Below are 17,013 nucleotides of genomic sequence, written 5' to 3' on the forward strand. Positions count from 1 at the left end.
GTTTAGAAGGTGTAGATCAACTGTTTAAATGAGCGGATGATAACGACCTTCTGCTTGCCGATCCGCCGTTCAGAAATTTTCTTCATATTCCCGGGATGTATCCAGATGGCGTCTAGACCGCTGGATGCGGCTCCTACCACGTCATTGCGCCACGAGTTGCCAACCATCACACTTTGGCTTGAAGCCGCGTTCATGGTCTTCAGAGCCCTCTCAAATATAGCTGGGTGCGGTTTACGCGGACCGTCCTTCTCCGAGCTAAACAAGCGATCCTCGGTTATCCACCGGGTCAACTTCAATTTATCCAAATTACTATGCAATCTTCTGCGGTTTCCGTTACTGATAATGGCAAGCTTATAGTTTTGGGACAAAGCATCAAGCGTATCCTCTACGCCGGGAAAAAGCGCTACAAAATGATCCTCTTGTTCCTCGACCTGTTCAAAGAAAGCGCGAGTAAAACCCGTGCTGACATTCACTGGCAGCGGGTGCAGCGCCTTGCGCAAACAAATATGCCTAAGCTCATCCGGTGATAAAGGGCTCCGTACAGGCGCTTTGCGGTGCCGGCTCCATTCCATTTTATAACTCTGAAGAACGTCTTGGGCAGTGAAAAGAGTTTCGTCCGGCTCCCACCTCGCCGTGTAGTCATTCATGACCTCAAGGAATGCGGAATCAAAGCATTGTCTGCGATCCAGAATCGTATTGTTCATATCAAAAAATATAACCTTTTTACGTGTTGGTGAGAAAAAAGGGCTCATTCGGAGAACCTCCTTTTGAAGAGCGGAACATCGATTAATGGATTCCTTACATGTTTATGTGCGCTAGCGTTTTTTTATTTTAATTTCGTATGCTATGATGAAGGAAGTATGTCTAAAAACGGGGTGCGAACTTATGGATAAGCTTATTATTATTGATGGTAACTCTATTGCGAACAGAGCCTTCTATGCTTTACCGCTGCTCAGCAATTCTAGTGGATTGCACACGAATGCCGTTTATGGTTTTACAACGATGCTGCTCAAATTAATAGAAGAAGAAAAGCCGACGCATTTTCTTGTTGCTTTTGATGCCGGGAAGATTACGTTTCGACATAAAGAATATACCGAATACAAGGGAGGACGGGCCAAAACGCCGTCAGAGCTTTCCGAACAGTTCCCGCTGATCAAAGAATTGCTGAAAGCGTTCAAAATTCCGCAGTTCGAGCTGTCTGGCTACGAGGCAGACGACATTATCGGTACACTGACCAAAGCCGCAGACGCCAAGGGCGAGAAAGTGCTTCTCGTTTCTGGAGACAAGGATATGCTGCAGCTGGCTTCCGATCACGTGACTGTTGCGATAACTCGCAAAGGAATTACGGAAGTTGAGCTTTATAATCCAGCTGAGATCAAAGAGAAATACGGTCTTACCCCTGCGCAGATTATTGATCTCAAAGGACTTATGGGCGATACGTCGGATAACATTCCGGGTATTCCGGGGGTTGGTGAGAAAACCGCGCTCAAGATGCTCCATGAATTTGGCACCGTTGAAGAAGTGCTTGCGAATACGGCCAGCCTGAAGGGCAAAATGAAAGAAAAAGTCGAGGAGCACGCGAAAGACGCGATCATGAGTAAAGAGCTCGCGACGATCTTCCGTGAAGTACCTATGGAAACCGCGTGGGATACGTTCCGTTACGACGGTTATGACGGACAAGCCTTGGCAGGCATGTTCCGCAAGCTGGAATTTAAATCATTGCTGGAGAAAATGGACTTCGGCACTGTGGACTTGGAAGCTGAGGGACAAGTTGTTGAAAGCATGGAAGCGGTTGTTGTTACAGAAGCCAATGTAAGTGAGCTCATTGGTAAACTGAGCGATAGCGGAGCCATTCATGTAGAAGCTGTCGGCGAAAATCCGCATCAGGCCGTCAATGTCGGCGTTGTCTGGTTCACACATGATGGGGACGTGAATACGTCCTATTACGTGCCTATCCAGCTGTTAAAAGGGGAAGCGGGCGTACCGCTGCGCGCGTGGCTGGCTGATGATTCGAAGAAGAAGCAGCTCTTTGATTTGCATCGTTCTATTCTTGCTTTGGCTTGGCAGGGTATCGTGCTCGAAGGTGTGGATTTCGACGCCTTGCTGGCCGCTTACCTGCTCGACCCTACGGAGTCGAATCTCACTCTGAGCGGCTTATCGGCGAAGTACAGCCTGCCTGGTCTGAAGGCAGACGAAGACGTGTTCGGCAAAGGCGCGAAATTCCGCCTGCCGGAGCTCACAGCGCTTAGCGACCACGTGGGACGCAAAGCAATGGCGACCGCGCGCCTGGTGCCGGTGCTGGCGGAAGAGCTGGAGAAGGGCGAGATGCATCAGCTCTTCTATGAGCTAGAGCAGCCGCTGGCCAGCGTGCTCGCCGAGATGGAGCTGCGCGGTATCACCGTGGACGCCGAAGGGCTTAAGGCGCTCGGCGTGGAGCTCGTAAATAAGCTGGACACGATTATGTCCAGTATTTACAAGCTCGCCGGCGTGGAGTTCAACATCAACTCGCCGAAGCAGCTTGGCGAGATTCTGTTCGAGAAGCTGGGGCTGCCAGCTTGGAAGAAGACCAAAACCGGCTACTCGACAGATGCCGAGGTGCTGGAGCGCCTAGCGCCCTACAACGAAGTGGTCGGGCAGATTCTGAACTACCGTCAGCTAGCGAAGCTGCAATCGACGTACGTCGAAGGGCTGCTGAAAGAGGTGCGGCCAGAGACCGGTAAGGTGCATACCTATTACCGGCAGACCATTGCCGCCACAGGACGGCTCAGCAGCCAGTTCCCGAACCTCCAGAACATTCCGATTCGTCTGGAGGAGGGCAGGAAGATCCGCAAAGTGTTCGTGCCATCCGAGCCTGGATGGTACATTCTCGCTGCGGATTACTCGCAGATCGAGCTGCGTGTGCTTGCGCACATCTCGCAGGATGAGAATCTGAAGGAGGCTTTCCTTCAGAATATGGACATCCACACGAAGACGGCGATGGACGTCTTCGGAGTGGAAGAGAGCGCCGTCGACGCGAATATGCGGCGCCAAGCCAAAGCCGTTAACTTCGGGATCGTTTACGGGATCAGTGACTATGGCTTGTCTCAGAACTTAGACATTACTCGCCGGGATGCAGCGCAGTTCATTGAGCAGTATTTTGCTGTCTTCCAGGGAGTACGCAAATATATGGACGATATCGTAAAGGATGCACGTGAGAATGGCTACGTCACGACGCTGCTGCAGCGCCGCCGGTATTTGCCGGAGATTACTCATTCGAACTTCAATCTGCGCTCTTTTGCGGAACGTACCGCGATGAACACGCCGATTCAGGGTACGGCGGCAGACATCATTAAGCTTGCTATGGTGCAGATGGATGCTCGCTTGAAGCAAGAGGGATTGAAGAGCCGCATGCTGCTTCAAGTACACGATGAGCTCGTCTTCGAGGTTCCGGAAGAGGAACTCGAGACGATGCGCCGCCTTGTGCCGGAAGTCATGGCAGGAGCATTGAAACTGGACGTACCGCTGAGTGCGGACGTTGATTATGGCCTTACTTGGTATGACGCCAAGTAAGGAAGGCTGAACAACTACAAAAGAGGTGAACATCCGTGCCTGAACTACCCGAAGTCGAGACGGTCAAGCGCACACTGAATAATCTGATCACCGGTAAAACGATCGAGCAGGTTCAGGTCAGACTGCCCCGCATTATACAGAAACCTGATGATATTCAGATGTTTGAAGTGCTGCTGCAAGGGCAGCAAATTGAAACAATTGAGCGCAGAGGCAAGTTTTTGCGATTTGTTCTAACCGATTACGTCATGGTCTCTCATCTGCGGATGGAAGGTCGTTATGGTCTATACAGCAGTGAAGATCCATTGGAGTCTCATACGCATGTGCTATTTCGGTTTACCGACGGCAGCGAACTGAGGTACAAGGATGTGAGACAATTTGGCACCATGCATTTGTTCCCTAGAGGGGAAGAACTTACGCAGCCGCCGCTGCGCAAGCTTGGTTTGGAACCACTGGATGAAGGCTTCACGTTCGAAGTTTTCCGAGATCGAATAGCTCACAAAAAGACGAAGATTAAGCCGCTGCTGCTGAATCAAGAATATATTGTTGGCATCGGTAATATTTATGTAGACGAGTCCCTTTTCTTGGCCGGCATCCATCCGGAACGCGAGGCATCGTCGCTCAGCAAGAAGGAGCTCATGTTGCTGCATAAGGCGATTATTCGCACGCTAAGCGATTCTGTTGAGGTAGGAGGATCTTCAATTAAATCGTATGTCAACGGCCAAGGTGAAATCGGATTGTTCCAGCATCAACTGAACATTTACGGCAGACAATCGCAAAGCTGTAAAACATGCGGAAGCGAAATCTACAAAACCGTGGTTGGTGGTCGCGGGACGCACATTTGTCCGACCTGTCAACCGCTAAAGCGAAAGAGAATCATAAAGAAGTCTGAGAAATAGGCACGTGAAGCGCGCCCTTCCCATATGATATGGAGTACTTAGCCCAGATGATGTGCTGTTACCGGCTTATTGTCGTCAGTGGTAAAACTCTTAGGAGGGGTATTATGCTTCCGGTGGTTTCTTTGCTCATTCTGGCTTTCGCAGTTTCATTGGACGGTTTCGGCGTTGGCGTCATGTACGGATTACGTAAAATTCGAATCCCTTTTCTCTCTATTGGTATTATATCCCTATGGTCTGGTATCATTATTTATAGTTCGATGCAAATTGGTGTCCTCATGTCTTCTTTTATGTCTCCCATGTTTGCCAAACGTATCGGAGCACTCATCCTGATCGGGATTGGCATCTGGGCGCTCTCCCAGCTAAGACAGCAGAAGTCGCATGATCCCCAAGAGACAGCCAAATCGCCAGAAGACCAGATATCTCTCAGTAGTGTTCCCCCTTCCCGCAATGAGCCCGCCACGCTCGATACGCTGCAAAGGACGAAGGAAATCCTGAATATTGAGCTCAAGCGTTTTGGTTTGGTTATTCAAATTCTGCGAACACCGTCCATCGCAGATGTGGATAAATCGGGTAATATTTCAGCTTCTGAGGCTACATTGCTAGGGCTAGCCCTCTCGCTCGACGCATTTGGGGCGGGAATTGGCGCTGCATTAATTGGTTTTGTTCCTTTGTTAACGGCATCCGTTATTTCTATTTCTAGCGGTTCGTTTATTGCACTCGGACTTCGTATTGGTTTTCGTTACGCTGAAATGACTTGGATGAAGAAGTTATCTATTCTTCCAGGATGCGTACTTATTCTTATGGGTTTATTGAAAATGTTATAGTTGAACAGGAATACACTTAGGAGAGATTGGCCTATGAATATCGGGTTAACAGGAGGAATCGCTTGCGGCAAAAGCACGGTTAGCGCCATGCTGGTTAGCCGCGGCGCTCTATTAGTAGATGCGGATCAAATTGCGCGCGATGTTGTCCAGCCCGGCAGCCCTGTTCTTGAACAGGTTGCTGCACATTTTGGACAAGCCGTCATTCAGGAAGATGGCTCACTGCATCGTAAAAAGCTAGGAGAGATCGTATTTGGGAATACAGAAGCACGTAAACAACTAGAACACATTTTACACCCGCCTATTCGCAAGATGATTAGAGAGCAGATGGAAGCCTATGAGAAGCAATTTCCGGACAAGCTGGTTGTCGTCGATATTCCTTTATTGTTTGAATCCGATTTATCCTTTATGTTCAAAGAAGTAATGGTCGTGTATGTGCCTCCTCACATTCAGGTGGAACGTTTAATGCGCAGAGATAACATAACGGAAAGCGCGGCCAATAACCGAATCAACGCACAAATGTCGATAGAAGAAAAACGCAAACTGGCGGATATCGTGATCGACAACAGCGGAACCTGGGAAGATACCTTTGCTGAGGTTGAACGGTTTTGGCTAGGGAAGGGGCTTTCATGAAGTTTTTACGCAAAAAACGAGTTTTTGCCCTTTTACTCGTTTGTTTCGTTCTAGTCCTCTTTATGAACAGCACTTTTATAGGAAGAAAGTTGTATCCCATCTATTTTGAGCAGGAAATTAGGCAAAGTGCGGCGAAGCACAATATAGACCCTTTTCTCATTGCGGCCATCATCAGGGTAGAAACGAATTATAAGCATCATTTGGAATCAAGTAAAGGTGCTTTGGGACTTATGCAGTTGATGCCAGACACGGCAGAATGGATTGTGGAGTCCACCAATTTAGGACCTCATACCCAGGAAGATTTGTTAAAAGCGGATGTGAATATTAATCTCGGTTCTTGGTATTTGAGCTGGCTTAACAAGCATTACAATGGAAATTTAATTTATGCGATTGCAGCTTACAATGCAGGACAAGGGAATGTGAATAAATGGAAGCAAACGAACCTTTGGGACGGCTCACAAGAGCGCATTGACCAAATCCCATTCGGCGAAACGCGTCATTATGTTCAGCGAGTTATTTATTATTATGAGAAGTACACAAAACTGTATTCAGAGCAGTGGCAAAGCAAACAAACGTAGTCCCCACAAAACAAAGAAGCATTGGACTAGCTCCTTTGGGGGGCATAAGTCCAATACTTCCCGTTTGCAGATTCAGCGGCTACTTCATCTCAAGATTACTTGAATTGACCAGCCAAAGATTGTTCTGCGATTTGTACCAGGCGACGAGTAATGTGACCACCGATGGCACCAGTGTCACGAGTAGCCATGTTACCGTAGTATCCATCTTGTGGGATAGAGATACCAAGTTCTTGGGCTACTTCGTATTTCAACTGATCCAACGCTGCGTTAGCTTGAGGAACAACTAGCGTGTTGCTGTTTCCTGCGCTCATGTCTGTTCACCTCCTTGTCGGTTGGTACTAGTATTGTGCGCACTTCTTCATCGTTCATGACATGTAACATATGGTAATCCATCAGATAGAAGAGAAAGGAGAGATAGCGAATGAAGTGTCCGTTCTGTGATTATTCCGGTACGAAAGTGCTTGACTCACGTTCAGCTAATGAAAATAAATCGATCCGCCGTCGCCGGGAATGTGAGAAATGCGCTCGAAGATTCACGACCTTTGAGATGGTGGAAGAAACTCCGCTTATTGTGATTAAAAAGGATGGCAGCAGGGAAGAATTTAGTCGTGAGAAAATATTAAGAGGCTTAATACGTGCCTGCGAGAAGCGTCCGGTGTCCATGGAGAGACTGGAGATGCTAGTATCCGAAGTCGAAATGCAGCTTCGCACGACGGCTCATGCGGAAGTTGACAGTTTAGGCATTGGCGAAATCGTCATGGAGCAATTGTACCCAGTCGATGAAGTGGCTTACATTCGCTTCGCCTCCGTTTACCGACAATTTAAGGACATTAATATGTTCCTAAAAGAGCTAACGCAAATATTGGGAAAGCATGATCCCGGCCTACTCCGGGACAAATAAAGAAAGCCGGTTCTGATTCGTTCTATTGAACGTGCTCAGATCGGCTTTTATTTGTTAGATTTGTTAGATTTGTTAGATTTGTTAGACAGAATGAATGACCGTAGTGACAACTAAATTAGTTGTCGTTGAAGATGAAGTTGAGGTGGCTGTGAACGAGAGCGTCTCCAGGACGACGGTAGCGCCGATCGTCAGGGAATTAGTGATAACCAGATTGGCTGTTGTCAAAGTCGTAAGACCTCCTGCGATGAGAGTGCCATTCACAAAGACATTGTAATAGCCATTGCTGGCTGGAACGGTAAGACTGTTCGCGGGCAAATTCGTGCCCGAGTCGTCCTTGAAGCTTGTGGAGGGGATTGTGGTTACACCAGAGAGAATGTTCCCTATGACGACTGTGGCTGTGAAGCGTTTGACCAGCGGCGTAATGGTCGATGTTGTCGTCGTTGTAATGGTCCCTGAAACTGTGCTGGTTGCAGTCAAATGCAAGGTAATCAAGCCTGAACTCATAGTCATTCTCCCTTTCTATCATCTACCGGATGATAATTCTAGTATTCTATTTAATATATGCTATAAAAATGGAAAATATTGGATGATAGCCACGCTAAGGCAGCATGTTCAAAAAAAGGTTCCAACCAACTAAACTTTAAACCTTAAATCTGACAAAAAATAAGAAAAAGACAGCGGGATTCCCGTTGTCTTTTTACTGTTTTATTCCTAAAAGGCTATGATGACGCGACTTCGTTCGATTTTAAAAAAAATAATTTTATAGACATCAACCGACTGCATTTTTGTGGGCGATCGTGCATAATTCTGTTATTGGGTACGTTTGTCCAGTTCACTCCTAAGAAATTGAATAAACCGAATTGATTCCTCGGGGGACAACAGGTTGTTATTAAACTTAAAGGAGAACATATTCAAAATATCACTTTCTGGTAGGTGCAGGTTAGCAATCAAGTTTTCCACATCCAAGCTCATGTTTCCATTTAATACAATTTTCTCCATCCTTATCAGCTCCTCCTAAGTCATTCTACATTAATCGGACGGAGGCTGTTTTGGCAGCTGGCTGACATTTTGGACATGTAACACATCCAAATTAGTCCCTATAGCTTTGCGTCACCACTTTTCAGTGGTTTTGCCTTTGTCGTGCCGATTAATGCTTGTAAGAAAACTATATCACATTATTTCCATTTATTACATCTATTCGAAGGATGGTTGAAGCATATGTCCGTCAAGTCCAATCAAATTCCAGGCTTTTCTTATGAATTAGATATTATGAAAGTAGCCAGCTCGTTAGGAATTGATCAAGATCGCTTACTGGCTTATGTGTATTCGAATATGGATACCAATAAACGGAGTGAGGATAGGGCCGCTCAGCCGATGATTAGACTTGATGAGCATTCCTAAATTTTGTATACAAAGAAAAAAAGCACTGCTGCCATAGCGGCGGCAGTGCTTCTTGATGGTGAAAGGGTTCTTACTACACCATAATTTTGCAAATGTCGTTCGTGAACTCAACCGGATCTTGAAGAGGCAAGCCTTCGATCAGGAGAGCCTGGTTGTATAAGAGGGCTGTGTACAGGTTCAGCTTCTCTTTGTCTTTCTCGAAAGCGTCCTTCAACGAGCCGAAGACTTCATGATTCATGTTGATTTCAAGAACCTTTTCTGCTTTCACACTCGGGTTATTCGGCATTGCATTCAAGATTTTCTCCATCTCGATGGTCACGTCACCATCTGTAGATAGACATACCGGATGCTTTTTGAGTCGCTTGGATGCTTTGACGTTAGTAACCTTGCCAGACAACAAGCTAGTCATGTAATCAAAAAGCTCTTTATTTTCGTTTTTGTCCGCTTCGTTTTCGGATTTATCATCCGCTTCAATGCCGAGGTCACCGCTGGAAACAGATTTGAATTCTTTTTCCTTGTAAGTCATGATCATTTTGATAGCAAATTCATCGATATCGTCAGTGAAGTACAAGATTTCATAACCTTTATCGGTAACAATCTCCGTTTGAGGAAGCTTATCGATGCGCTCCATGGACTCCCCAGAAGCATAGTAGATGTACCTCTGATCTTCCGGCATTCTCGCGATGTACTCGTCGAGTGTAACAAGCTTCTTCTCATTGGAGGAGTGGAACATCAACAAGTCCTGTAGAACGTCCTTATGAGCCCCGTAATCGCTGTAAACGCCGAATTTGAGCTGACGGCCAAACGATTTGTAGAAGGTCTCGTATTTCTCTCTTTCATCTTTGAGCATGGATTGAAGCTGGCTTTTGATTTTGCTCTGAATGTTTTTGGCGATCAGCTTTAATTGACGATCATGCTGCAGCATCTCTCTGGAAATGTTCAGAGACAAGCTTTCGGAATCGACCATCCCTTTCACGAAGCTGAAATAGTCTGGAAGCAGATCCGCGCATTTGTTCATGATGAGAACGCCATTCGCGTATAGCTCTAAACCTTTTTCATATTCTTTGGAATAATAGTCGAAAGGCATGCTTTCCGGAACAAAGAGGATCGCTTGGTAAACAACAGCCCCGTCCGCGCTAACATGAATATGCTTAAGCGGCTTATCGAAGCCGTAATGTTTCTCATGATAGAACTTCTCATAATCCTCAGGCGTTAGTTCACTTTTGTTTTTTCTCCAGATTGGCACCATGCTGTTGAGCTGCTGCTCATCTTGATAATCTTCGAACTCATCTTCCGTACCTTCTTTGAGTCTTTTACCGGAAACGTCCATTTTGATAGGGTAACGGATGAAGTCGGAATATTTCTTGATGATAGCTTTCAGGCGGTACTCGTCCAAAAACTCGTCGTAGTTGTCATCTTCCGTATTCGCTTTGATTTGCAGAACGATTTCTGTACCAACGGAATCTTTATCTGCTGTTTCGATCGTATAGCCATCAGTGCCAGTGGACTCCCATTTGTAAGCTGTGTCGCTGCCAAGCGCTTTACTTGTCACTGTCACGACATCCGCTACCATGAAAGCGGAGTAGAAGCCTACGCCGAACTGACCGATAATATTGTGGCCGTCTTTGGATTCATTTTCTTTTTTGAACGCAAGTGAACCGCTCTTCGCAATGATCCCTAGATTGTTCTCCAAATCTTCCTTCGTCATCCCAATACCCGTATCCCGGATTGTTAACGTTCTATTTGTTTTGTCAGCAAAGACTTTGATAAAGTAACTATCTTTGTCAAATACCAACGAGTCGTCTGTTAGTGCTTTGTAGTAAATTTTATCGATGGCATCGCTGGAGTTGGAGATGAGTTCTCTCAAGAAGATTTCTCTTTGCGTGTAAATGGAGTTAATCATCATTTCTAATAGTCGTTTGGACTCAGCCTGAAACTGTTTCTTTTCCACGGTTAAATCTCCTCTCGATATGTAACAACATTTCAATATTAGCACTCTCTCTACTTGAGTGCTACACCTTATTTTTATATCATTCCTCCAAAATAATGTCAATTGCTATTCATCGTTAAACTCCTGTGACAATGACAAAAAAATGCCGTCTCTCCCTTCCACTCAGAAGTGTTAGTGAGAAACGGCATTACCTTATTTCATGGAAGCCGCAGGTCCGGGCTTCAGGGCGACACTTGATTTCCGGTGATGCAGCCCGTAATACAGCAGTGATGAACATGCGACAACGATTCCTGCCACGAAGTACATCGTATGATAGTTTGTTTTGGATGCAACAAGGCCAAGCACATACGAGCCGATTCCATAGCCGGTATCGAAGAGCAAGAAATACGTGCCAGTGGCAAGTCCTCTTCGGTGAGCGGGCGCGGCTTGGATGGCGATGGTCTGGAAGCTCGGAAGCATCGCACCGAAGCCAAGTCCTAGCAGTCCGCCGGCTACTAAAAAGGGAACGGGGGAAGATGTCAGGCTGAGGCCAATCATCCCCAGAGTGAACAAAATAACGCCAGGATAAACTAAGCCGTTAGGTCCTGAACGATCGAACCATTTGCCGGTAAACGGCCTGGAAATGACAATCATCAAAGCGAACACCATGAAGAAGTAGCTCGCATATTTCTCCAATCCGTTGGATTTCGCATAAACGGACAGAAACGTTGTGATGGCGCCATAGGAGAAGGCGAGTACACTGCCTGTCAAAGAAATCGGGATCGCGCGCGGCTCGATGAATTTTCTCCAGCCTTTTTCCGGTTTCACAGAAGCTTGTACGACGCGCTGCGGGATACGGAGGGATAGTCCGAACATAAGGGATAGCACGGAGAATACGATACATATGCCAAACAGCAGCGCATTATTGTTAGATTGCATAATCGTTAAACCGAGAAACGGTCCTACAACCATCGCTAAGCTCATGAAAAGGCTGAAATAGCCGATGCCTTCTCCTTTGCGGCGCTCCGGCACTAGATCAATGGCTACTGCCCCCGCGGCAGTTGTAGCCATCCCAAAGCCAATGCCATGAAGAAAACGTAGGCCTAGCAATAGATTATACTGATGAATAAATGGATATATCGCGGTGCAAATCATAAAGAGGACAAGTGAGAAGGAGATGATCTTCTTCCGATTCCATTCGTCCATCCATTTACCGGTTAATGGTCGTAAAATAACGGTTGAAATAATGAAAACGGTCATTACGAGACCAATTTGCTCCTGCCTTGCATGCAAAGTATCAGTGACAAAGATAGGTAGAGTTACGGCAAGAATATAAAATGTCATAAATAAAAAAAAGCTGCTGAGACATACAGCAACGAAATCACGATTCCACAATTTCTGATCGGTATTCACTGTGCTTCCTCCACTTCCTTGATGCGTGCATTGGCTTCTTGCGTGATTTGAATAAGCAGCGACTTGAGCAGGGCTGCCTGCTCCTCCGTGAAGCTGCTGAGTAGTGATGCGATGACCTTCTGCTCAATCGGGGTGAGGATGTCATTCATAGCCCTGCCTTGATCCGTAATGAACGTTAGGAATGACCTTCGATCCTGCTCATTAGCGCGGCGTTCAATCATACCTTTGCGCTCCAATTGGTCGAGGATTCGGGTGATATTCGTCTGATCTTTTTCCGCGCGAATAGCGAGCAGTTTCTGCGTAATGCCATCCTCGCATGCCAAACGATGAAGCACGACCCACTGTTCTGTCGTCATATCGTAAGGCTGAAATTGAGAGCCTAAAAGTTGTGTCATTCGGCGCCCGGCATGATTCAAGATAAATCCCAAGGAATGATCTAAGTGCATAGCACAAAACCCCCTTTCGAAAATTAGTTGCTATAGCAATTATATTCTTAGCAAATAAATTCGTCAATGATTTCGATGCGCTTTGCATAAGACCATTCAGATCGGACATACTAATTTCGACGGTGATTTAGAGAGGTGTTGTGTCGCATTTCATGTAGACGAAATACCAGGGAAGTTGTTGTTGAATCTACCGTAAAGCGAGGAGATGTGCCGCAGGCCATTAATGTAGTCAAAAACTGCAGGAATGTGATGAGGTAGTTACCGAGCGTAGTATGGTTCAAGGCAAAAGTACCATCAATTTGTCACCGTCGAAAAGGACTCCGCGAGGAGTCCTTTTTCTTTTTCTTTTGGTGCAGGAAGTCAGAAACGGTTAAGATCACTGCTCTCAATGACCGGTTTGGGATAGCCGTTAACGGCAACTCCAATCATGGCTCGGCCAACCTTTTCCGAGGTTGTGACCGAATTAGGGAACCATTTTTCCAGCATCGGGTAAAAAGGTTTCATGACCGTATAAACGGCCTGATATAACTTTGTTTTGGATCTGACGCCATGCAGGGGCAGAATGCCTCCAGGCCTGAACATATAGGCCCCTTTAAAAGGCAACTTGAGCAGGTCATTTTCTGTTTTGCCTTTGACACGCGCCCACATACTGCGTCCTCGCTCCGAGCTATCCGTACCGGCGCCGGTCACATAGGTAAATGTCATACCGGGGTTCAGCCTCACCAAAGTTTTGGCCACACTCATGGTTAAATCGTATGTTATCGCAGTATATTTCTCCTCGCTCATTCCAGCTGAAGAGACGCCAAGGCAGAAAAAGCAAGCATCAAACCCGGAGAGTTTGCCCTCCAAGGCCAAGGCTGACAAATCCAACAAGTTCGCCTGCACGATTTCGCGCAGTTTCGGGTGCTGCTGGCCTGTTGCATTTCGACCTATTGTTACCACGCTCTTGATCCGAGTATCAAGGAGACATTCACGCAGCACAGATTGCCCTACCATGCCGGTTGCTCCGAAAAGAAGAACGTTCAAAATGAGATCACACCTCTCTATTTACCTCCATTGTTTCCGCTTAAAAGGGTTCATAACCGATGCAGCTTTCGGTAGTGCGAAGGGGTAATTCGCATGTGCTTTTTAAACACGCGGCTCAAATAAAACTCATTCTCGAACCCGCATTGTCCCGCAATTTGCTGCAGGTTCAAGTCGCTATCGAGTAAAAATTTCTGTACCTTTTGAAGTCTCAGAGAGGTTAGGTAATCAAGCGGTGCCATGCCGGTCAATTTTTTGAATCTCCGCGTAAACTGCACCTGCGTCAACCCTAACTCCATGGCGAGTTGTTTCAAATTGAACGAGGACGCTGCATGCTCTAGCATGAAGTCAATGGCTTTCTGTACGAGGATGTCCTTTACGCTTGAAGGTGCGCGCGAGTCTGAATGCCATTCTTCCACGACCTGCATCCAGATATCCGTCACAAAATGATGACGTAAAGCAGTAGAACTATCGGCGCTAAATTCTGCCCACTTTCGCAAATAGGTGTAGGTGGATGTGAGGCGATGCAGATCGTGAATGGTTACTTTGCCAACAGGGATGCCGTCTTCCGTAAGCAAGGTACCGTTCTCTTCATTGACCCACCGCAGCAAAATGACGTGAAAGGACAGCGGGTGGATCACTTCTCTCCGAAAAGTGAGGCCAGGCGGACAAAACACAAGATCGCCGAAAGAAGCGGTGCCTTCTTGCGGACCGATTTTGTAGGTGAAGCTGCCTTCTTCCACGGCAAATATCACCCAAATGTCGTTCACATCCTCTTGCAGTTGAAAGGCGGCTTTCTCCTTCCAGTATACATGGCTGATGACTTCCGGTTTCGTGATTGTTACATCGCGTATTCGCACTGGTTTGCCCCTCGCTCCTGCCAATTTGCCCCATATGACTATCATATACGAAATCCTGAAAGCAGCGGAAGATGAGCATGAAATTTTGTATATGTTTATGTTGAATGCGTGCATGGAGTAAATCGCTAACTATGAATTAAAATGAAGATAAAAGCGAACATGGAGGGGGAAAGACGTATGAAAGAGGAACTGGTAAAGACGGATATTGCCGTTATCGGCGGTGGTTTATCCGGTGTGTGTGCAGCGATTGCGGCAGCACGACTTGGGCAGTCGGTAGCACTCGTCCAGAATCGGCCCGTGCTAGGCGGGAATTCCTCCAGCGAGGTACGTGTTTGGGTCTGCGGTGCGACAGGACACGGGGTCAACCGCTATGCGAGGGAAACGGGCATTATGGGGGAGCTGTTCGTCGAAAATCAATATCAGAATATGGACGGGAATCCGTATTTGTGGGATTTGACGGTACTAGAAGCAGTGCGCGCCGAGAGCCGTATTCAGCTTTTTCTCAACACGGACGTCCATGAGGTGGAGGCAGATGGTGATGAGGAGAACCGAGTGATCCGCAGCGTCACAGGTTGGATGATGGGCTCTGAGCGAAGAATTCGTTTCGAAAGCGAAGTATTTCTCGATTGCACAGGGGATGGGCTCATAGGTTTTCTGGCTGGCGCCAAATATCGAATTGGACGCGAAGCGAGGGAGGAGCATGGCGAGGAGTGGGCGCCGGAGGTGGCGGACGACATCACGCTGGGCAGCACGATTTTATTTCATACGAAAGATACAGGACATCCCGTTAAATTTAATCCTCCGAGCTTTGCCAAAGATATTACGAAGACATCGATTCCAATCAAAAGGGTCATACGCAGCGGAGACTCGGGCTGTCACTATTGGTGGATTGAGTGGGGCGGCGAGCTGGACACGGTACATGAGAATGAGAAGATCCGTGACGAGTTATGGTCGGTCATATACGGAATATGGGATTATATTAAAAACTCCGGCCACTTTGAAGCGCAGCAAATGACGCTCGAGTGGGTCGGTGCTTTACCCGGAAAAAGGGAGTACCGGCGTTTTGTCGGTGATTATGTGCTTAATCAAAACGACATTATGGCGCAGACGCCTTTTGAAGATCGCATCGCCTTCGGCGGGTGGTCGATTGATTTGCATCCACCGCAGGGGATGTACGCTGCGGAGAGCGGCTCTAAGCATCTGCATGCCGACGGCATCTACCATATCCCTTTCCGTTCGCTGTACTCAGTGAACGTCAGCAACATGCTGATGGCGGGACGCAATATCAGCGCTTCGCATGTCGCGTTCGGCACGACGCGGGTCATGGCGACCTGCGCCGTCATTGGCGAGGCGGCAGGTACAGGCGCAGCCCTGTGCGTGCAAAAGCAAGTGATGCCTCGCGAGCTGTATCAGAAGCATCTGAAGGAGCTGCAGATGACCTTGCTGCGTCAGGATGCTTCCATCATCGGCTTACGCAGCGAGGATGAGGCGGATCTGGCCCGCCGGGCGCAGGTAACGGCGTCGAGCACGTTAAACAAGGTAGTCGTGGAGTCGGCCGTGGAGCCTAGGCGCTTGCACACGGACGTGGCTGTTTTGTTTCCTGTAGCTCCAGCGCTGCGGGGCTTTGAGCTTCTGGCGGACGTCTCGGAGGCAACGACGATCAGTGTAGAGCTTTGGGATACTGGACGCGCGGAGAACTATGTTCCGAAGAGCATGATTGCGGCAGTATCGGCTCATGTTGAGGCCGGTGAGCGGCAGTGGGTTGGTTTTGATCTACGCTGGCAGCCGGAGGTGGAGCAGAACGCTTTTGTCATTGTAAAAGCGAACGAGCACGTTACGGTGTACCATGCGAGTGAGCCGAAGACAGGGACGATCACTTTGGTGAAGGGAGCGAAACCGATTGTTGATCCGAAGCTGGAAGATCACCAACCAGAGCAGCCTGTTGTGCTGTGGAGCATGAAAGGCGGCTTAGACCGCAAGCCGATCTGCTTCCGAGCTTCTGAAGCGACAAGCGCCTTCTCTGCGGAGAAAGTGACGGACGGTTATCTGCGTCCATACGGCACGCCGCATCTGTGGATGTCGGAGCCAATGGCAGCAGGCAGGGAAGAGTGGCTTGAGCTGGGCTGGGAGGAGCCGCAGGAGATCAGACGGGTGCAGGTGACTTTTAATGATAATGTGAATCAGGATTTGATCAATCTGCACGCGTTTAGAACGTCCTTTGACGTTATGCCGGAATTGGTGAAAGATTACCGGATTGAGGCTTATGTGGACGGGACGTGGGTCGTTCTGCAGCGCGAGGTGAACAACCGGAAAAGGACCCGAAGACACGAGCTGGCAAGCTGTGTTTCTGCTACGCGATTACGGCTAATCGTCGAGTCGACGAACGGTAGCCCGAGTGCGGAAGTGGTGGAAGTACGGGTGTATGGGTAATAAAGAGGCAATCCTTGGGGCGCTGGTGAGGAAGCTGGGGGTAGAGTAGAGGTAGGGGGAGAGGTAGTGAGTGTAGTGTAGTGTAGTGTAGTGTAGTGTAGTGTAGTGTAGTGTAGTGTAGTGTGGTGTGGT

Annotated in this window: 17 protein-coding genes and 1 riboswitch; of the genes, 8 read left to right on the forward strand and 9 right to left on the reverse strand. The window is 47.7% G+C overall.

Annotation, left to right across the window (positions count from 1 at the left end; genetic code table 11):
• Positions 1–2 precede the first annotated feature (2 nt).
• Positions 3–752, reverse strand: coding sequence for an HAD family hydrolase (locus AC58VC_RS14270; RefSeq protein ID WP_497369414.1), 750 nt, complete (start codon positions 750–752; stop codon positions 3–5).
• Positions 753–885: 133 nt separating this feature from the next.
• Here AC58VC_RS14270 and polA point away from each other — a divergent pair, with 133 nt between their 5' ends.
• From polA to AC58VC_RS14295, 5 genes are all read left to right on the forward strand, one after another.
• The gene (gene polA / locus AC58VC_RS14275; RefSeq protein ID WP_497369415.1) at positions 886–3,549 is read left to right on the forward strand and encodes a DNA polymerase I; all 2,664 of its coding nucleotides are present in this window, start codon (positions 886–888) and stop codon (positions 3,547–3,549) included.
• A gap of 35 nt (positions 3,550–3,584) precedes the next feature.
• Entirely contained in the window at positions 3,585–4,445 is an 861-nt protein-coding gene (gene mutM / locus AC58VC_RS14280) for a DNA-formamidopyrimidine glycosylase (protein ID WP_497369416.1), read from the forward strand.
• Positions 4,446–4,549: 104 nt separating this feature from the next.
• Positions 4,550–5,269, forward strand: a complete 720-nt coding sequence (locus AC58VC_RS14285; protein WP_497369417.1) for an MntP/YtaF family protein — start codon at positions 4,550–4,552, stop codon at positions 5,267–5,269.
• A gap of 33 nt (positions 5,270–5,302) precedes the next feature.
• Complete coding sequence (coaE, locus tag AC58VC_RS14290) at positions 5,303–5,899, forward strand: dephospho-CoA kinase (RefSeq protein WP_497369418.1); 597 nt, start codon at positions 5,303–5,305, stop codon at positions 5,897–5,899.
• Positions 5,896–6,477: a lytic transglycosylase domain-containing protein gene (locus tag AC58VC_RS14295; RefSeq protein ID WP_497369419.1), complete on the forward strand. Its 582-nt coding sequence runs from the start codon at positions 5,896–5,898 to the stop codon at positions 6,475–6,477. Before coaE ends, AC58VC_RS14295 begins: the two co-directional genes overlap by 4 nt.
• Before the next feature lie 95 nt (positions 6,478–6,572).
• On the opposite strand, the gene AC58VC_RS14300 is transcribed toward AC58VC_RS14295, so the two are convergent.
• On the reverse strand, positions 6,573–6,788 hold the full coding sequence (locus tag AC58VC_RS14300; RefSeq protein ID WP_127458075.1) for an alpha/beta-type small acid-soluble spore protein: 216 nt from the start codon (positions 6,786–6,788) through the stop codon (positions 6,573–6,575).
• Positions 6,789–6,898: 110 nt separating this feature from the next.
• On the opposite strand from AC58VC_RS14300, the gene nrdR reads away from it, so the two are divergent.
• Positions 6,899–7,378 (forward strand): transcriptional regulator NrdR, encoded by a 480-nt coding sequence (gene nrdR, locus AC58VC_RS14305; RefSeq protein ID WP_127458074.1) that lies wholly within the window; start codon positions 6,899–6,901, stop codon positions 7,376–7,378.
• 81 nt (positions 7,379–7,459) lie between these two features.
• Here the strand turns inward: nrdR and AC58VC_RS14310 are convergent, their stop codons facing one another.
• Together AC58VC_RS14310 and AC58VC_RS14315 are read right to left on the reverse strand one after the other, a co-directional pair.
• On the reverse strand, positions 7,460–7,882 hold the full coding sequence (locus tag AC58VC_RS14310) for a DUF4183 domain-containing protein (RefSeq protein WP_497369420.1): 423 nt from the start codon (positions 7,880–7,882) through the stop codon (positions 7,460–7,462).
• Positions 7,883–8,188: 306 nt separating this feature from the next.
• Positions 8,189–8,377, reverse strand: a complete 189-nt coding sequence (locus tag AC58VC_RS14315; protein ID WP_477503221.1) for a hypothetical protein — start codon at positions 8,375–8,377, stop codon at positions 8,189–8,191.
• A 49-nt stretch (positions 8,378–8,426) separates the two neighbouring features.
• A riboswitch (cyclic di-GMP riboswitch) is annotated at positions 8,427–8,522 on the reverse strand.
• 74 nt (positions 8,523–8,596) lie between these two features.
• On the opposite strand from AC58VC_RS14315, the gene AC58VC_RS14320 reads away from it, so the two are divergent.
• Positions 8,597–8,779 carry a hypothetical protein gene (locus tag AC58VC_RS14320; protein ID WP_497369421.1) on the forward strand — a complete coding sequence of 61 codons (183 nt, stop codon included), beginning with the start codon at positions 8,597–8,599 and terminating at the stop codon, positions 8,777–8,779.
• 73 nt (positions 8,780–8,852) lie between these two features.
• On the opposite strand, the gene htpG is transcribed toward AC58VC_RS14320, so the two are convergent.
• From htpG to AC58VC_RS14345, 5 genes are all read right to left on the reverse strand, one after another.
• Positions 8,853–10,730 carry a molecular chaperone HtpG gene (gene htpG / locus AC58VC_RS14325; RefSeq protein WP_497369422.1) on the reverse strand — a complete coding sequence of 626 codons (1,878 nt, stop codon included), beginning with the start codon at positions 10,728–10,730 and terminating at the stop codon, positions 8,853–8,855.
• Positions 10,731–10,922: 192 nt separating this feature from the next.
• Positions 10,923–12,122, reverse strand: a complete 1,200-nt coding sequence (locus tag AC58VC_RS14330; RefSeq protein ID WP_497369423.1) for an MFS transporter — start codon at positions 12,120–12,122, stop codon at positions 10,923–10,925.
• Positions 12,119–12,568: a MarR family winged helix-turn-helix transcriptional regulator gene (locus tag AC58VC_RS14335; RefSeq protein ID WP_497369424.1), complete on the reverse strand. Its 450-nt coding sequence runs from the start codon at positions 12,566–12,568 to the stop codon at positions 12,119–12,121. The genes AC58VC_RS14330 and AC58VC_RS14335 overlap by 4 nt, the downstream gene beginning before the upstream one ends.
• A 360-nt stretch (positions 12,569–12,928) precedes the next feature.
• Positions 12,929–13,594: an NAD-dependent epimerase/dehydratase family protein gene (locus tag AC58VC_RS14340; RefSeq protein WP_497369425.1), complete on the reverse strand. Its 666-nt coding sequence runs from the start codon at positions 13,592–13,594 to the stop codon at positions 12,929–12,931.
• Positions 13,595–13,644: 50 nt separating this feature from the next.
• Positions 13,645–14,496: an AraC family transcriptional regulator gene (locus AC58VC_RS14345; protein WP_497369426.1), complete on the reverse strand. Its 852-nt coding sequence runs from the start codon at positions 14,494–14,496 to the stop codon at positions 13,645–13,647.
• 114 nt (positions 14,497–14,610) lie between these two features.
• On the opposite strand from AC58VC_RS14345, the gene AC58VC_RS14350 reads away from it, so the two are divergent.
• On the forward strand, positions 14,611–16,881 hold the full coding sequence (locus tag AC58VC_RS14350) for an FAD-dependent oxidoreductase (protein ID WP_497369806.1): 2,271 nt from the start codon (positions 14,611–14,613) through the stop codon (positions 16,879–16,881).
• Positions 16,882–17,013 lie beyond the last annotated feature (132 nt).

Source organism: Paenibacillus sp. J22R67 (assembly GCF_059692175.1).

Coding starts and splice junctions, on each gene's coding strand:
- AC58VC_RS14270 (WP_497369414.1), bottom strand. CDS start 752: ATGAGCCCTTTTTTCTCACCAACACGTAAAAAGGTTATATTTTTTGAT.
- polA (WP_497369415.1), top strand. CDS start 886: ATGGATAAGCTTATTATTATTGATGGTAACTCTATTGCGAACAGAGCC.
- AC58VC_RS14285 (WP_497369417.1), top strand. CDS start 4,550: ATGCTTCCGGTGGTTTCTTTGCTCATTCTGGCTTTCGCAGTTTCATTG.
- coaE (WP_497369418.1), top strand. CDS start 5,303: ATGAATATCGGGTTAACAGGAGGAATCGCTTGCGGCAAAAGCACGGTT.
- AC58VC_RS14295 (WP_497369419.1), top strand. CDS start 5,896: ATGAAGTTTTTACGCAAAAAACGAGTTTTTGCCCTTTTACTCGTTTGT.
- AC58VC_RS14300 (WP_127458075.1), bottom strand. CDS start 6,788: ATGAGCGCAGGAAACAGCAACACGCTAGTTGTTCCTCAAGCTAACGCA.
- nrdR (WP_127458074.1), top strand. CDS start 6,899: ATGAAGTGTCCGTTCTGTGATTATTCCGGTACGAAAGTGCTTGACTCA.
- AC58VC_RS14310 (WP_497369420.1), bottom strand. CDS start 7,882: ATGAGTTCAGGCTTGATTACCTTGCATTTGACTGCAACCAGCACAGTT.
- AC58VC_RS14315 (WP_477503221.1), bottom strand. CDS start 8,377: ATGGAGAAAATTGTATTAAATGGAAACATGAGCTTGGATGTGGAAAAC.
- AC58VC_RS14320 (WP_497369421.1), top strand. CDS start 8,597: ATGTCCGTCAAGTCCAATCAAATTCCAGGCTTTTCTTATGAATTAGAT.
- AC58VC_RS14335 (WP_497369424.1), bottom strand. CDS start 12,568: ATGCACTTAGATCATTCCTTGGGATTTATCTTGAATCATGCCGGGCGC.
- AC58VC_RS14345 (WP_497369426.1), bottom strand. CDS start 14,496: ATGATAGTCATATGGGGCAAATTGGCAGGAGCGAGGGGCAAACCAGTG.
- AC58VC_RS14350 (WP_497369806.1), top strand. CDS start 14,611: ATGGAGGGGGAAAGACGTATGAAAGAGGAACTGGTAAAGACGGATATT.